Annotated in this window: 16 protein-coding genes; 7 read left to right on the top strand and 9 right to left on the bottom strand. The window is 70.5% G+C overall.

What is annotated here, in order from left to right:
• The first annotated feature begins 67 nt into the window (after positions 1-67).
• Positions 68-436, top strand: coding sequence for a thiamine pyrophosphate-binding protein (locus tag PH203_RS43020; RefSeq protein WP_289927769.1), 369 nt, complete (start codon positions 68-70; stop codon positions 434-436).
• 64 nt (positions 437-500) lie between these two features.
• On the opposite strand, the gene PH203_RS43025 is transcribed toward PH203_RS43020, so the two are convergent.
• The 5 genes from PH203_RS43025 to PH203_RS43045 form a co-directional block, all read right to left on the bottom strand.
• Positions 501-1,031, bottom strand: coding sequence for a hypothetical protein (locus PH203_RS43025; protein ID WP_289927609.1), 531 nt, complete (start codon positions 1,029-1,031; stop codon positions 501-503).
• Between the two features lie 162 nt (positions 1,032-1,193).
• On the bottom strand, positions 1,194-1,967 hold the full coding sequence (locus PH203_RS43030; protein WP_289927610.1) for a GNAT family N-acetyltransferase: 774 nt from the start codon (positions 1,965-1,967) through the stop codon (positions 1,194-1,196).
• Between the two features lie 269 nt (positions 1,968-2,236).
• Positions 2,237-2,506, bottom strand: a complete 270-nt coding sequence (locus PH203_RS43035; RefSeq protein ID WP_289927611.1) for a hypothetical protein — start codon at positions 2,504-2,506, stop codon at positions 2,237-2,239.
• A gap of 92 nt (positions 2,507-2,598) precedes the next feature.
• A complete protein-coding gene (locus tag PH203_RS43040; RefSeq protein ID WP_289927612.1) occupies positions 2,599-4,056 on the bottom strand; it encodes an FUSC family protein in 1,458 nt (485 codons plus the stop codon).
• A gap of 77 nt (positions 4,057-4,133) precedes the next feature.
• Positions 4,134-5,612, bottom strand: a complete 1,479-nt coding sequence (locus PH203_RS43045) for an aldehyde dehydrogenase family protein (protein WP_289927613.1) — start codon at positions 5,610-5,612, stop codon at positions 4,134-4,136.
• Between the two features lie 265 nt (positions 5,613-5,877).
• On the opposite strand from PH203_RS43045, the gene PH203_RS43050 reads away from it, so the two are divergent.
• Positions 5,878-6,561, top strand: a complete 684-nt coding sequence (locus PH203_RS43050) for an SDR family oxidoreductase (protein WP_289927614.1) — start codon at positions 5,878-5,880, stop codon at positions 6,559-6,561.
• Between the two features lie 7 nt (positions 6,562-6,568).
• On the opposite strand, the gene PH203_RS43055 is transcribed toward PH203_RS43050, so the two are convergent.
• The 4 genes from PH203_RS43055 to PH203_RS43070 form a co-directional block, all read right to left on the bottom strand.
• Positions 6,569-7,408: an alpha/beta fold hydrolase gene (locus PH203_RS43055; RefSeq protein WP_289927615.1), complete on the bottom strand. Its 840-nt coding sequence runs from the start codon at positions 7,406-7,408 to the stop codon at positions 6,569-6,571.
• A 179-nt stretch (positions 7,409-7,587) separates the two neighbouring features.
• On the bottom strand, positions 7,588-8,031 hold the full coding sequence (locus tag PH203_RS43060; RefSeq protein WP_289927616.1) for a cupin domain-containing protein: 444 nt from the start codon (positions 8,029-8,031) through the stop codon (positions 7,588-7,590).
• 116 nt (positions 8,032-8,147) lie between these two features.
• Entirely contained in the window at positions 8,148-9,029 is an 882-nt protein-coding gene (locus PH203_RS43065; protein WP_289927617.1) for an alpha/beta hydrolase, read from the bottom strand.
• 65 nt (positions 9,030-9,094) lie between these two features.
• Entirely contained in the window at positions 9,095-9,877 is a 783-nt protein-coding gene (locus tag PH203_RS43070; RefSeq protein ID WP_289927618.1) for a GNAT family N-acetyltransferase, read from the bottom strand.
• Between the two features lie 235 nt (positions 9,878-10,112).
• Between PH203_RS43070 and PH203_RS43075 the strand changes: the two genes are divergently transcribed.
• The 5 genes from PH203_RS43075 to PH203_RS43095 all read left to right on the top strand — a co-directional run bounded on the left by PH203_RS43075 (position 10,113) and on the right by PH203_RS43095 (position 14,618).
• Positions 10,113-11,540 carry a CHASE3 domain-containing protein gene (locus PH203_RS43075; RefSeq protein ID WP_289927619.1) on the top strand — a complete coding sequence of 476 codons (1,428 nt, stop codon included), beginning with the start codon at positions 10,113-10,115 and terminating at the stop codon, positions 11,538-11,540.
• Between the two features lie 243 nt (positions 11,541-11,783).
• The gene (locus tag PH203_RS43080; protein WP_289927620.1) at positions 11,784-11,951 is read left to right on the top strand and encodes a hypothetical protein; all 168 of its coding nucleotides are present in this window, start codon (positions 11,784-11,786) and stop codon (positions 11,949-11,951) included.
• Positions 11,951-12,556, top strand: a complete 606-nt coding sequence (locus tag PH203_RS43085) for a hypothetical protein (RefSeq protein WP_289927621.1) — start codon at positions 11,951-11,953, stop codon at positions 12,554-12,556. The genes PH203_RS43080 and PH203_RS43085 overlap by 1 nt, the downstream gene beginning before the upstream one ends.
• A gap of 429 nt (positions 12,557-12,985) precedes the next feature.
• A complete protein-coding gene (locus tag PH203_RS43090; protein WP_289927622.1) occupies positions 12,986-13,819 on the top strand; it encodes an alpha/beta hydrolase in 834 nt (277 codons plus the stop codon).
• A gap of 94 nt (positions 13,820-13,913) precedes the next feature.
• Positions 13,914-14,618 carry a YoaK family protein gene (locus tag PH203_RS43095; RefSeq protein WP_289927624.1) on the top strand — a complete coding sequence of 235 codons (705 nt, stop codon included), beginning with the start codon at positions 13,914-13,916 and terminating at the stop codon, positions 14,616-14,618.
• Positions 14,619-14,624 lie beyond the last annotated feature (6 nt).

Raw genomic sequence — 14,624 nt, forward strand, 5'->3', positions numbered from 1 at the left:
CACGCCGAGTCATGGGCGGCCGGACCCGGGAAGAAGCGGAACTCGCTGGGGATCGCGAGTGCCGTTCATCGGCTTCCGGCACGAGAGCAAGGCGGGCCGGGCGGCGGCAGCGGCGGGTTTCCTCACCGACCGGCCCGGCGTCTGCCTGACCGTGTCCGTGCCAGGGTTCCCGAACGGGCTGGTCGCCCTGGCGGAGGCGACGACCGACTGTTTCCCGGTGGTGCAGATCTCCGGCTCCGGCGAGCGGCACATCGTCGGCCTCAAACAGGGCGACTACGAGGACCTGGACCAACTGGCCGCCGCCAAGCCGTTCATGAAGGCCGATTACCGGGTGGTCCGCGCCGAGGGCATCGGCCAGGGCGTGGCCTCGCCGGGCTACAGCGAGCAGGAGATCGCCGCGATGCACGAGAAGAGGGTCGTCGTCTCACACGACTGACGTGACTGACGCACCGCCGTCTTCCAGGCGTGCGCGCCGCGCGAAGCTCGTTGGCGGACGCAGCTCACCGCCGGCCGGGTCCCGGCGGCAGTCGCCGGGCCCGGCAGACCTCGCCCCGCAGAGCGGCCAGCCAGCGGTTCACGGTGCGATCCGCGCCCACCGGGTCGGACTCCCGGTACGAGATCGCCGCGGCACCCCGGGCCGCCAGCCCCAGGTGCACACGGGTTCCGTCGGGCAGTACGGTCAGCAGCCACTCCTGGTAGACGTCGAGGTCGACGCCGTGTTCGAACCAGATCAGACACCTGCCGGGACGGCACGCGACGACCTGGGCCCGCACCGGGACCCGGTCCAGCCGGAAGGCCAGCTCGCTCTCCGTGCGCAGCGCCGCTGCGGACGGGACGATGCCGACGTCCCGGGTGGTGAAGTCCCGTGCCCACGCGCAGATCTCCGTCAGGCACACGAACACGGCAGCGGGTGAGGCGGGGATTCTGACCTCTCCGTAGGCACAGAGATCCGAAAGGTCCGGAGAGAAGCCGAAGGGCCAGTGCAGCTCACCGGGGCCGTCCGCCTCGCCCGCGTCGCGCACTGCGAACACAGCGGTCCTCTCGTCGAGGTGGGGATCACCTGTCCAAGCCTTCCGGTGCCAGGACGCGGCAGCATCAGTCATTCGACGGGAAACGTCGCAGCTGGCAGGAGTCGTCGCCGTCGTGGACATCACATGCTGACCATCTGTGACATCACATGTTTGAGGGTGATGTCAGGCAGGACCGGAGAAAAGATGGTAGTGGGACACGGTCTCAAAGCCGAAGCGCCGGTACAGCGGCTCGCCCATGGCGCTGGCGCCGAGCGCAGCCAGTCGCATGCCCCGCTCCTGCCCGGCCCGCAGCGCGGCCTGGGTCAGGGCTCCGCCGATGCCACGCCGGCGGTGGCTCGCGGCGACATGGACGATGAAGAGGCCGGCCACTTGGTGCGCCATGATGACCACGGTTGTACCGACCACCTGGCCGTCCACGACGGCGGCCAGTCGCACGATGTCGGCGTTGTCCGGGCGGCTCTCCTCGGCCTCGACCACCTGTGCCTCCAGGTCGGGCGACACACCCATCGAGGCGCTGTAGGTGCGCACCAGTTCCGTCAGCCGAGCTCCGTGGCCGATCTCCTCGACCTTCACTTCCGGGGACGGCTCCTCGCCGGAGTCCACCCGGTCGAGCGAGCGCGTCATCAGCGGTACCGGACCGAGCGGTACGGCCCCCAGCCCCGTCAGGGCCTCGGCGGTGCCGGCGGGGCTGTCTGGCCCGACCCACCACCACCAGGGCACACCTGCGAGCCGTTCCCGCGCGGTCGCCATGGCTTCCTCGGCCCCGTCCAGCGACCGCAGCCGGACCACGCCGTTGAACTGAGGCTGGGCCAAACCGCTCCGGAAGACCTCCACGTCTCCCTCGGTCCGGTCCTGAAGGCCCCATCCCACCAAGTACTGACGGAAGTTGGCGGTCACCCGGGTCAATGAGGCCGCCACGGCCGAGGTGGATTCCATACCCGTTGCCTCCGTGAGGTGTGGACGTCCAGCACCCGGGACGGAAGGCAGGGCGGTGACCCATGTCCGCGAGGGGTGCGACGACGTCGAGGAGAAGGGGTCGCCGGACCACTCGCCACAGTGCTGAGGGGACGGCGACCACGGGCCGTCCCTGGCCCGCCAGGACGGAGCGAGGGCGGCATTGCGAAGAGTATCCTACCTTGTGACGATTAGTCGCATCGCGTGAGCGGCTCCGGAGGCGGGCGGAGCGGTGCTGCGGCGCATCCGGCTCAGGCGACCTGGGCGGAGGCCTGCTCGAGCAGGTGCCGCGCGAACTCGCCGACCCGGACGGGATCGCGCTGGAGCGCCCGAACGCTCAGGAAGTCGACGAGGGCGAAGAAAGCCGCCATTGTCAGGACGACGGCGCTCGGTGTATCGGCGCACAGCGCCGGCAGCAGCGGGTGGCGAGCGGCGAACTCCTGGACCGGGGTGGGCTGTTGCCCGTCGCCCGCGATGGCCGCCCATTGGCTGAGTTGAGGCGGCCGTCGGGGGTCGTTCATGGGGCGACGCAGGACGCGAGGAGACTCGTATGCGGACACTGACTGTCATGACGGCGTGACGTTCTGCCTCCACGTGCGCTTCCGCCTCGGAGTCAGCGTGCGGCGTACTCGTCCAGGGCGGTGCGCAGCGAGGTCAGGCCGGGCGGTGGTTCGCTCGCCGCTGTCTCCGGATCCGGCCCGGCGCCAGGGTCGACCCGGGCAGCCAGCTGCCGCAGAGCGCGCGCCGCGCCGGCGGCGTCCGGCCGCAGGGCTTCGGGACGGTCCAGGACCTGCCCGGCCAGATCGAGCGTCGATGCGGCGACTTCGTCGAGTGCGGACGCCGCGGTCCGCACCGCGCGGCGCTCTCCCGCCGTGCGCTCACTGACCAGTTGCAGCCTGTTGCGGGCCTGCAGCAGGGCCACCCGGTGGCGCGGTTCGCCAGGCGCCTGAAGGAGGTCGGCAGACGCGGTCAACACGTCCGCCACGGCCTGCCGCCGGTGCCGAACGGCCCAGCCACGGCTGACCAGTTGTCCGGCGACGGCCGCGGCGACGCAGCCCAGCACCGTCTCCAGCAGGCGGTCCGCTGTGATGGTGAGCACCGCGGACATGCCGGTCGCGGAAGTCACCAGGAGGACCGACAGGGGAGTGACGAAGACCATGGCGACGGCGTAGTTGCGGGCCACGACGAGCTCGATGACGAAGGTCAGCGCGGCGAGCAGCACGGCGGTCGTGACGCCCCGGGGGTGGGTCGCAGCCAGCGCTCCGGCCAGCAGACAGCCCACGGCGGTCCCCGTGCCGCGCAGCACGGCGCGGGTGTTGGCGCTGGCCGCGTGACTGCCGCGGGCCAGGACGGCAGCGGCAGCGGCCATGGCCCAGTAGGGGCGCCCCACCTGGCACAGCAGGGAGGCGACGCCGGCGACGCCGACGGCGGCTCCGGTGCGTATCGCCATCCACGGGAAGGGCGAGCGAGGGAAGGCCGCCAGGACGAGGCGCAGCCGCAGCACCGGCCCGCCGGCGTCCGCGTGTTCCGGCGGGCTGCCCGGGGCGCCGAACCGGGCGGCGGCCCAGCTCAGCACCGCGGCCAGGGCGCCCACGACGGCCACTCCCAGGGCCCGTTGCGCGGTGTGCCCGGGCGGCAGCCCGCTGCCGACGGAGCAGACGAGTACGGGCATGACGATGCCCGGCGGCCGGGCCGGCACGGCGGCGAACAGCGCGGCGACCACCGCCGCCCACAGCGCGGTACCGGCCACGGCGAGCAGCGCGTGTCCGGCCAGGGCGCTGCCCAGCGCCATCCCGACGGCGAGGACGAGGCCCACGCCCGCGACCGCGGCGGCCTCCTGCCGGGAGGTGCCCCGGCCGCCGTACAGCGCGGCGAGCGCCCCCGTGGAGGCGAGCAGGCCGAGAACCGGCTGGTCCACGGCCTGTCCCACCAGGATCGGGACCGCTGTGCAGAGGGCGGCGACGGTGGCGCTGCGGCGGCGCGAGGGCATGGGATGCACAACGAGGAGCTCCCGCACCGCGGGCGGGATCGGCAACCGGTGGCGGCTGCGGGGAGTGGATGAGCCCGTCATGGCGTCCTTACGGGGGGTGGGGCCGGCGGGCGGACGAAGGATGGCCCGGCCCTGCTTCGTCCGCCCGGCGGGCGGGATCAGATCGGGTAGCTGCTGTGGCGGTCGGCGAGGGTGATCCAGCGGGTCTCGGTGAAGAACTCGGCGCCCCAGTCGCTGCCGAAGTGGCCGAAGCCGCTGTCCTTCACACCGCCGACCGGGGCCTGCGGCTCGTCCGCGACGGAGTGGTCGTTGATGTGCACGTTGCCGTGGCGCAGCCGCCGTGCGACCGCCAGGCCCCGGCCGGCGTTCTCGGTGTACACCGCGCTCGACAGGCCGTACTCGGTGTCGTTGGCGAGCGCGACGGCGTCGTCCTCGCTGTCGACGCGGAAGATCGTCGCGACGGGTCCGAAGACCTCCTCGGAGTAGATCCGCATGTCCGGGGTGACGTCGGTGAGGACGGTGGCCGGGTAGAAGGTGCCGTCGGCGGGGCCGCCTCCGTGCAGGACCGTGGCGCCCTTGGCGACGGCGTCGGCGACCAGAGCGGCGACGCGTTCGGCGGCACGGGCGTTGATCATCGGTCCCACGAGCGTGTGCTCGCCCTCGGGGGTGCCCTGCCCGACCTGCCGCACCTTGGCGAGGAAGGCCTCGGTGAAGGCGTCCGCGATGCCGTTCTGCACGATGACGCGGTCGACGGACAGACAGATCTGCCCGGCGTTCATGAACTTGGCGACGGCGATCCCGGACGCCGCGTAGCCGGGGTCGGCGTCGTCGAGGACGACGATGGGGTTCTTCCCGCCCAGTTCCAGGATGACGGGCTTGAGGTGTTCCCCGGCCAGCCGCCCGACGATGCGGCCCACCGGCGTCGACCCGGTGAAGTTGACCCGGCGCACACGCGGATCAGCGATGAGCGCCTCGACGACGGCGGGGGCGTCGGCCCGGTCGTTGGTAAGCACGTTGACGACTCCGGCGGGCACGCCCGCGTCCGCGAGGACGTCGGCGAGGAAGTAGCCGGAGGTGACGGGGGCGTCCTCGCTGGGCCGGATGACCACGGGGTTGCCGGTGGCCAGGGCGACCGCGATGGCGCGGGTGCACAGGATCAGCGGGCCGTTCCACGGCACGAACGCGGCGACCACACCGGCGGGTTCACGGACGGCCAGGGACCATTCGCCCGGCATGTCGCTGGCGAGCAGCGAGCCGACGGGACGCGTGGCCATGCTCGCGGCCTGCCGGATGAGGTCCGCGGACATACGGATGTTGAACGCAGCCCAGGTACGGGTGCCGCCGGTCTCCCGGATCATGATCTCGGTGAACTCGCCGGTACGCTCCTCCATCAGGTCGGCCGCCTTCTCCAGCAGCGACCGGCGGGTGGAGGGAGCGGTGGCGGCCCATCCGGCGAAGGCCGCGTGCGCGGCGTCCACGACCCGGGTGACGTCTTCGGCTCCGGCCGCCGGAACCGTCAGGTAGACCTCGCCCGTCACCGGGTTGAGGTCATCGGTGGTCCGGCCGGACAGGGCCGGCACCTCCCTGCCTCCGATGAGGAGGCCGCGTGAGGACGTCTCGGTGCTCAGGACAGTCATGAGGTGACTCCTTGGGGGAAACAACCGGATGCAGATCTCGAGTCTGACGATCCGCCGTGTGCCGGGGCTGTAGCGCCGTCCCTGCGGTCCCCGTGGGGTTTCTCCGCCCCCCTCCCTGAAGACAACCCCACACCTCATGACGGCATACATGAGAATCCGAGCCTCGGCGTTGGCCGATGACATCACGTCATATGTGAGTGCCGGAGTGAGACATGACAGTCGTGCGACATAGTGTTGCTGGCACGACATCTCTGAAGGGACATCTGTGAGCAGCATCGTGGTGATCGGCGGAACATCCGGACTGGGCAAGGAGGTCGCGCGGTTTTACGCCGCTCGCGGTGACGAGGTGGTTCTCACCGGGCGGGACGCCGAGCGGGCCGCAGCCGTCGCCGGGGAGGTCGGTGCCGCACGCGGACTGGCCCTGGACCTGTCCCGCCCGACGGAGATCAAGGCCGCGTTGGCCGACGTGTCCGCGGTGGACGGTCTGGTGCTGGTCGGGGTCGCCCGCGACCGCAACAGTGTCGCTGCCTACGACATCGAGGGGGCGCTGTACGCGCTGACCATGAAGCTCGTCGGTTACACGGCCACCGTGCACGCCCTGCAGGACCGGATGCACGACGACAGCGCGGTGGTCGTCTTCGGCGGACAGGCCAAGGAACGCCCGTATGAGGGTGCGCTGAGCGTGGCAACGATGAACGCGGGCGTCACCGGGATGATCCGCGCCCTGGCCACCGAGCTGGCCCCGGTCCGCTTCAACGCTCTGCATCCCGGTGTCGTCGGGGACAGCCCCTACTGGTCGGACAAGCCTCTGGAAGCCGTCGTCGACCGGACCCCGACCGGGCGGACGCCCACCATGGCCGACGTCGTCGACGCGGTCGACTTCCTGCTGCGCAACCGCTCCGTCAATGGTGTCGACCTGGCCGTCGACAGCGGGTGGGTGCTGCGGTGAACCGCGCTCACAGCCCGCACAGCGTCTCCGCGAGCATGCGCGGCATCGACAGGAAGGGACTGTGGCCCGACAGCAGGGTCGCGACGGCGGTCCTGTTCTCGGGGAAGGCCCGGTCCGCTTCGGCGATGAAGAGGTCTTGAAGGGCGGGCGGGTTGCTCCTGTCCTGCGTGCAGCGGACGTAGGTGCGCGGGACGGAGCCCCAGCCCCCGGCCGTCAGACGTGTGGTCTGGGCGGCCAGACCGATGGGCCCGTCGCAGCACAGCAGGGCGATGGCGGCGTCCGCGGCCTCGGTGGAGACGTCACCGTAGAACGCCTCCCGCAGGGTCTGCCGGGCGGGCGAGTCTCCGGCTCGGGTGTCGATGCGCAGCGCTCCGATCAGGGAGGGGTCCGCGACGACGAGTTTGCCGACGAGGGAGTCCGCGGCTTCCGGGCACTCCAGGTAGGCCAGCGGAGCGACGCCCGAGGCCGGCATGTACCCGCTGACGTACACCACCCGCTCGACGAGGCCGGGATGCTGCTCGGCCACGCGGGTGATGACCGGGCCGCCCATGCTGTGCGCAACCAGGGTCACCGGGGTGCCACGGCCGACCCGGCGAACCTCGCGGGCCAACGCGTCGGCGGCCGTTGCCACATTGACATGCGCGAGCGGGGAGAACTCGGTGGCGAAGGCCTTGGGGTCGAACGGGTTGTGCAGCAGCGCCGTGGGCCGGCGTGCGCGCAGTCCGTGACCGGGCAGGTCGACGGCGACGGCCGGTCTGCCGAGGACCGCGAGTTCCAGGACGACCTCGCTCCAGCACCAGGCGCCGTGAAACGCGCCGTGCACCAGCACCAAGGGTTCGCGGGACATGACGATCACCTCCGGGTACGACGGTCGCCGCCGCGGGGCCGGCCGCCGCAGGCCATGACCCCGGCCGCCTCCCCTCCTGACCCGGCGACCCTTTCAGTCCGGGGCGCCGAGCGGCATACGTCATGTGACGGTTCCGCCGTCCCAGGGGTGAGGGGACGGCGGAACCGGTGTGTGCGGGTCTACTGGAAGTCGCAGCCGGGGTTGGGCGCGTCCTCCGACAGCGGGGCACCGTGCGGCAGGACGTAGAGCACGTCCAGCACGACCGGCACATCGCCGAGGTTGCGGCCGATGTGGACGTGGTCGGCGCCCGCGGGCTCCTGGATGGTGCTGTGGGGCCGATAGACACCGTCCGACTTGCAGGTGGAGTCGAAGTGGCTGAGCGTGCCCTTCTCGACGAAGCCGAAGAGAGTGCCGTCGTGGTAGTGCCAGCCCGTGCCCTGCCCCGCCGGGATGGTGATCCGACGCAGGATGTAGTCCGTGCCGCCGATCGTGGTCTTGGAGATGATGGTTCCGGTCACGCCCGGTCCCGCCGGGGTGGCGGAGGCCGGCACGGCGGTGGCACCGAGTGAGAGCCCGAGAACCGCTGCAGCGGTGAGTCCGGTACGAACTATGTTTTTGGTCATGAGTCAACTTTCGACAGTAACTGTGAGTGGCTCGACAGTGATGTTAGTCCAGTAGTGAGTCACTGATGTGTCGGCATGAGTCACCCTCCTGTGCGGGAGCGCGCAGGCCGGGACCGCTACCGGGCTCGGCCGAGGGTGCCGGCGAGTTCCTTCAGCATGCGCTCGGCCGCTCCCACGGTGATCGTGAGGTGCCCCTCGCCCTGTTCCAGGTGGGCCACGGCGCCCGGCACATGTGCGGCGAGCCACTGCCCGTGACCGAAGGGCACCATCACATCCTCGCCGCCGTGCCACACGAAGGCGGGCACGGCGACGTCCTCGAGGGAGAAACCCCAGGGCCTGACGAGCGCGAGGTCGTCGTCGAGCCAGCCGTCCACGCCGTTGCGCAGGCCCTCGTTGAAGCCCGCCGAGACGTCCTCGGCGAACTCGGATGTCAGCATGTCCCGGTCGACCGGCGCCAGGACGGTACCCAGGGCGGCGCGCAGGCCAGCCGCATCCGCGTCACGCAGACTGCCGATCCGCTGCTCCATGTAGGCGCGCAGCGGCCCCTCGCCCCGCACGGCCACGCCGAAGCCCTCCACGTTGGACTCGCCCATGCCCGCCATGAAGTCGAGGCCGGGTACGCCATGGGGCGCGAGGCTGGCGATCGCCAGCACGCCGGCCACCCGCCCGGGCAGCAGGGCCGCGGTGGCCAACGCGTGCGGCCCGCCCCCGGACCACCCGGCCACCACGCACCGCTCGGCGCCGAGGCGGTCGAGTACATCCGCGACGTCCGCCGCGACCGAGGCGATGTCACGTCCGGGCCGGCGGGTGGAACCACCGTACCCGGCACGGGAGAAGGACACATGGCGCAGGCCCTGGGCATGGGCGGCGCGCTCGATGGCGCGGACTGGCGGCACGGCGCTGGGAGTGCCGTGGTGGAAGACCAGCGGAACGCCGTCGTCCGGACCGGAGACGAGCACGTCCAGTTCGCGACCGTCCCGCGTTGATATCGTTGTCATGCAAAAACCCCAGGTGTGAAGCGAAAACAGGAACCGACCGGAGTGACCGGTAGGGCAGGGCCCTCTCACGGGGTGAAGAGCGTCCACTCCTCCGCGACGTGGAAGCCCATCGTCCGGTAGAGGGGCACGCCCAGGACGCTGGCGTGCAGGAAAGCTGTGCGCTTACCCACCTCGTACCCGTCCCGGAGCACGGCCGCCGTCGCCGCCGTGCCGTATCCGTGCCGTCGATGCTGCGGCGGCACCGCGATGTTGAACACGCCCACGTGGCTGTCCACGAACACACCGAAGGACGTCGCCACCACGACGCCGTCCTCCTCGGCGACATAGGCCCGCATCGTGGGATGGTCCATCACGGCCGGAGCGGCGAAGACGGCGAAAGCCTCCTCGGGACCCTCGTAACCCGCGGCCAGTGCCGCCCGGTACACGTTCCCCTCCGCACCCGTGATCCTGCGGACCTTCACCTGGCCGGCCCCCGGCTCCGTCAGCTCGCGCTCGTCGAGCTCCTTGAGCATGAAGGGCAGGTGCGAGCGCTCCGTGAGCCCGTGGCCGGCCGCGGTGGCCGCGATCCGGTCGTCCACCTGTGTGCCGCGCAACTGCAGGCTCCAGGGCACGGATGCCGGCCGCTCGGCGGCGGCAAGGGCCGCGATCTCCTCCGGATCAGCGAGACGCACGGTGCTGATGACACCGTTCAGAAGTGGTGTCGGCGCGCCGGTGACGAGCGCGGAAGTGCCGTGCGGACCCGTGCGGCAGTGACCGCCCGGCTGAGTGAGGGCGAACAGGCCAACAGCCTTCATCCAGGCCCGCGCCGCGGTGTCCACCGCACTCAGGTCAGCGTCAGTATCAGTCATGCGAGAAGCATAGTGACTCACTATTTAACCTGCTTGCCAGTGGGGTGGTGAGTACCAGCCATGGCTCGCCTGACCCATGGATGTCAGCGTGCCTCGAACATTAGTGATGTCCGACCTAAGATGGTGACCAACCATGGATGATTGACGATCCCTTACGTGTTTCGTATTTTGCCCTCTATATGCGATCACATTACTCGACTGAGTTCTTTCGATCCTCACCGGCGCTAGGCAGGCCATGACGGTACGACGGCGGTACGCGGATGGGCGACTGGGGCTGACCAGCCTGACGATCGCCGTCGGCGGTCTGCTCGCCCTGCTCATCGGTGTCGCGTTCGCGGTCCTGCTGTGGGCGATCTCCGATGCCAACAGCTCCACATCAGCCAGACGCGCCTCCCGGACCGCGCTCGTCGAAGTCGGCGTCATGGAACAGCTGGTCCTGGACATCGAGACGGGGCAGCGCGGCTTTGTGATCACCCGGCGCGAGGAGTTCCTCCAGCCTTGGCAGCAGGCCCGCGAGGAGTTCCCAGCCAAGTCGGGGGACTTCACCCAATCCACCACGTCCCCCGCCCAGCACCGCGCCGCCGAGCAGATCACGCAGGACGTCCGGTCCCTGCTCGACGACTACTCGATTCCGCTGGTGGAATCGGTCCGGCGGGGCGATCCGGCGGCGTTCAGCCTGGCGGCTACCGCCGAGGGCAAGCGGCGCGTCGACGCCCTGCGGACCCAGTTCGACCGGTACATGGCCAACGAGCGTGACCAGCTGGACGCGCGGGAGGCGGCCGCGGGCGCCAACACGCATCGCGCGGTCCTGGCCGCCGGAGTGGGGCTGGCCGCGTCCATGCTGCTGGTGGCCGGCTTCACGGTGTTGCAGCACCGGGCCGTCGTCCGCCCGGTCCGCGGCGTGGCGGAGGCGGCCCAGCGGCTCGCCGGGGGTGACCTCTCGGTACGGATCTCGCCCAGCAAGGTGGCCGAGACGGGCGCTCTGGGCACGTCCTTCAACACCATGGCCGCCTCCTTGCAGGACAGCCGCAGACGCGTCATGGAGAGTGTCCAGGCGGTGCACCGGCGTACGGCCCGTGACCTGCACGACGGGGCACAGCAGCGGCTCGTCAGCCTGATGATCGGGCTCCGGCTCGCCCGAGAGATGATCCCCGACACGGAGAGGATCACGAACGAGCTGCTGGACCAGTCGATCGACAACGCGCAGCAGGCGATCGCCGAGCTGAGGTCACTCGCCTCGGGAATCTATCCTCTGGTGCTGACGGTGAAGGGCCTGGTGCCGGCGGTGCAGGACCTGGCGTCCCGGTGCCCGGTCCCCGTCGTCGTCGAGAGCCGGATCGGCCGGCGGATGCCCGCGGCCGTGGAGGCGAACGCGTACTTCGTGGTCGCCGAGGCCGTGACCAACGCGGTCAAGCACGCCCAGGCTTCCCGGATCGACGTCCTGCTGGAGCTGACGGACGTCCTGCGGATACGCGTCGTGGACGACGGCATCGGCGGCGTCGAGGAGGCCAGGGCCGGCACCGGTCTGACCGGCCTCGCGGACCGAGTGTCCGCGTTCGACGGCACGCTGGTCATCGGCTCCCCGCCCGGCGGCGGCACCTCCGTCCAGGCGCGGATCCCCATCCCGCCGGACATGCCCGACACCGAGGGCGACGACCACTGACCCCGGCGGGCGTTCGGGCGGCAGGGTGTGCCGCCGTCCCGAGGACCGTCCGGTCGGCTCCGGTTCGCCGAAACTGCAGGTCGTGAGGTCGTGCGCTATGCGAAGGAGCTTCTGCTGCCCCACGACAGAACCTGCTCCAGGAACGCCGAGCACTGTGACGATCGCCGCACACCAGGGTGAATCGGGATCGATTCGGCCACCGCCGCACACGCCCTCTACCCCGAGGGCGGGCACCTGCCCTGCATGAGCTTCGAGCAGGCTCTGGACGTCGTGACGCTCGGCACCGCCGACGTCGCCGTGATCCCGGTGGACAACTCCACGGCCGGACGGGACGCGGACCTGCACCATCTGCTGCCCGAGTCGGGACTGCCCATCGCCGCGAGTACTTCCTCGCCATCCGCTTCGACTTGATGGCCGTACCCGGCACGATGCTGGACCAGGTGGAGTGCGTACGCAGCCATGTGCACGCCCTGGGAAGGTGCCGCACCGACGACGAGCGCGTGGCCCTCGCCCTGCACGAGATGCGCTTCTTCTCCACCGGGGTCCGCATCCTGGGCATCTACCCGCACGCCCGCACCGAGCTGTGGGCCGACCGCGACGCCGAGCAGTTGACCACCTGGCTGCGGACGCACCCCGGTGTCGAGGTGGTGTGCGGGGACGGCTCGCTGGTCTACCGCCAGGGCATCACCGACGGCGCCCCCGACGCGGTGCAGGTCAGCAACTGCTTCCACCTGTGGCAGGGGTTGTCGAAGCGGATCGCGGATATCGCCTCCATCCACTGCGGCTGCCTGCACGCCTCGATACCTCCACCCGAACCGGCGCCGGTGCCAACGACCGCGCCGGGGCCATCTCACCAGGCCGACACCCCAGCCCGTCGCCGCGCAAAGAGGCTGTTCGAGGCGGTGCACGCGGTGACCGACACCGGTTGCACGCTCAGCGCGCAGTCCGCGAGTTGGGCCCGAACCGGCGCACTGTGGCCAAGTGCGCCCGGGTCGCTACCTGGCAGGATTGCGTAAGGTGCACCCGGCCCCGCCGAACCACCAGCCTCGATCCATACCTCGACTACCTTCGGCAACGGTGGGAGGAAGGCGAGCACACCGCGACCATGCTGCACCAGGAGATCGCCGCCAAGGGCTACGGCGGACACCTGTCCCGGCGTTGCTCAGGGGGCCGAGGACCGGCAGCCACCGCCGGAGTGCTGCTTGCGGCAAACGCCTCGCTGTCCGTGACTAGCGGGCACCGACGTCCGGAGGCGATCCCCTCGTCGTCCCCCTTCTGAAGAATCCTCCCTTCTCGCCTATAAAAGTAGTTATGCCCTTTTCGACTCCATCGTGAAATCTGCGGATCCAAGTCCCTTCACGTGTTCATGCGATGTGGGTTCCGTGCAGGGCTGTGAGGCTGAACCACGTAACCGGCTGACACCAACCCCGAAAGGCGTGATCTTGATGACCTTCGTGACAGTGGGCCAGGAGAACAGCAGCACCATCGACCTCTACTACGAGGACCACGGCACCGGACAGCCGGTCGTCCTCATCCACGGCTACCCCCTCAACGGGCACTCGTGGGAGAAGCAGGAGCGCGTTCTGCTGGAGGCCGGCTACCGGGTCATCACCTACGACCGTCGCGGCTTCGGCCAGTCGAGCCAGCCCACCATCGGCTACGACTACGACACCTTCGCCGCCGACCTGAAGGCCCTGCTGGACCACCTCGACCTAGAGGACGTGATCCTGGTCGGCTTCTCCATGGGCACCGGCGAGGTCACCCGCTACCTCGGCCGCTACGGCTCGGCACGGGTCAGCAAAGCGGCGCTGCTCGGCGCGATCCCGCCCTTTCTGCTGAAGACCGACGACAACCCCGAGGGCGTGGACGCCTCCGTCTTCGAGGGCATCAAGGAGGCCGTGCTCAAGGACCGCCCGGCCTACTTCAAGGACTTCCTCGACAACTTCTACAACGTCGACACCTACGCCGGCACCCGGATCAGCGACCAGGCCTGGCAGAACAGCTTCAACGTTGCAGTCGCCGCCTCCGCGTATGCGGCCCACGCGTGCGTCGACACCTGGCTGACCGACTTCCGCGACGACCTGCCGAAGATCGACGTGCCCACCCTGCTGGTGCACGGCAACGCGGACCGGATCCTGCCCTACGAGGCGACCGCCAAGCGGCTGCCCGGCCTGATCAAGGACCTGACGTTCGTCACCGTCGAGGGCGGCCCGCACAACATCGCCTGGACCCACCCCGAGGAAGTCAACCAGGCGCTGCTGGACTTCCTCGCCAAGTGACCCTGCGCGGTTGGTGATCGTGCGGGAGGCGGCGCCGGATGCCAGTTCGGCCGGGCATCCGGCGCCCACCCGTCGTCGGGAAACGGAGAAGACGATGCCGGACGCGGCGCACGCCGGCGCCCCGCTGCCCTGGCCCGCGCGGGGCAGGACAGTGCGGTGGCTGCTGGTCCTGACGGCGGGCGGGACCAACGCCTTCGGCTTCCTCGCCCTGAACGGCGTCTTCACCAGCGTCGTCACCGCCAATTCGGCGCTGCTGGGACTCCACCTGGGCAGCGCCCACCTCGCCGCGGCCCGGGCAGTCGCCGTAGCCCTGCTCGGCTACGTCGTAGGGGCGTCGGCCGGCAGCCTGGTCTCGGCCGGCCGCGGCCGGATCCCGTCGGGAGGGATCCGGGCCGGGCTGCTGCTGGAATCGGCCCTGCTGTGGCTGGTCGCGGCCGGCTGGCTGTGGCGGCACGGCGCCCCGACGCACGGGGGACACGCCCTGCTGCTGTTCCTGACGGCCGCCGCGATGGGCTGCCAGAACGCCAGCGTCCGGGTCACCGCGGGCGGCGATGTCACCACGGCCTACCTGACCGGCCTGCTCACTTCCGCCATCGTCGGATGGACCACTGCCGGACGCCTCCGGGCACGTGACATGGCCACGGTGCTGCTGCTGATCGCCGGTGCGGCCGCCGGGGGAGTGCTGCACCGCTGGCTGAGCTGGAGCACCCCGCTCCTGCCGGCTCTGCTCGTCACCGCCGCCCTCGCCGTCACCTGGGTGCCCTCACACTCCCTGACCCCGCTGTCGTCGAACACCTGACAACGC

Source organism: Streptomyces sp. S.PB5, assembly GCF_030403745.1.
Lineage (GTDB): Bacteria > Actinomycetota > Actinomycetes > Streptomycetales > Streptomycetaceae > Streptomyces.

Bases quoted from the DNA above. Each gene is read 5' to 3' on its own strand.
- PH203_RS43030 (WP_289927610.1), bottom strand. From the start codon at position 1,967: ATGGAATCCACCTCGGCCGTGGCGGCCTCATTGACCCGGGTGACCGCC.
- PH203_RS43035 (WP_289927611.1), bottom strand. From the start codon at position 2,506: ATGAACGACCCCCGACGGCCGCCTCAACTCAGCCAATGGGCGGCCATC.
- PH203_RS43040 (WP_289927612.1), bottom strand. From the start codon at position 4,056: ATGACGGGCTCATCCACTCCCCGCAGCCGCCACCGGTTGCCGATCCCG.
- PH203_RS43045 (WP_289927613.1), bottom strand. From the start codon at position 5,612: ATGACTGTCCTGAGCACCGAGACGTCCTCACGCGGCCTCCTCATCGGA.
- PH203_RS43055 (WP_289927615.1), bottom strand. From the start codon at position 7,408: ATGTCCCGCGAACCCTTGGTGCTGGTGCACGGCGCGTTTCACGGCGCC.
- PH203_RS43060 (WP_289927616.1), bottom strand. From the start codon at position 8,031: ATGACCAAAAACATAGTTCGTACCGGACTCACCGCTGCAGCGGTTCTC.
- PH203_RS43065 (WP_289927617.1), bottom strand. From the start codon at position 9,029: ATGACAACGATATCAACGCGGGACGGTCGCGAACTGGACGTGCTCGTC.
- PH203_RS43070 (WP_289927618.1), bottom strand. From the start codon at position 9,877: ATGACTGATACTGACGCTGACCTGAGTGCGGTGGACACCGCGGCGCGG.
- PH203_RS43075 (WP_289927619.1), top strand. From the start codon at position 10,113: ATGACGGTACGACGGCGGTACGCGGATGGGCGACTGGGGCTGACCAGC.
- PH203_RS43080 (WP_289927620.1), top strand. From the start codon at position 11,784: ATGAGCTTCGAGCAGGCTCTGGACGTCGTGACGCTCGGCACCGCCGAC.
- PH203_RS43085 (WP_289927621.1), top strand. From the start codon at position 11,951: ATGGCCGTACCCGGCACGATGCTGGACCAGGTGGAGTGCGTACGCAGC.
- PH203_RS43090 (WP_289927622.1), top strand. From the start codon at position 12,986: ATGACCTTCGTGACAGTGGGCCAGGAGAACAGCAGCACCATCGACCTC.
- PH203_RS43095 (WP_289927624.1), top strand. From the start codon at position 13,914: ATGCCGGACGCGGCGCACGCCGGCGCCCCGCTGCCCTGGCCCGCGCGG.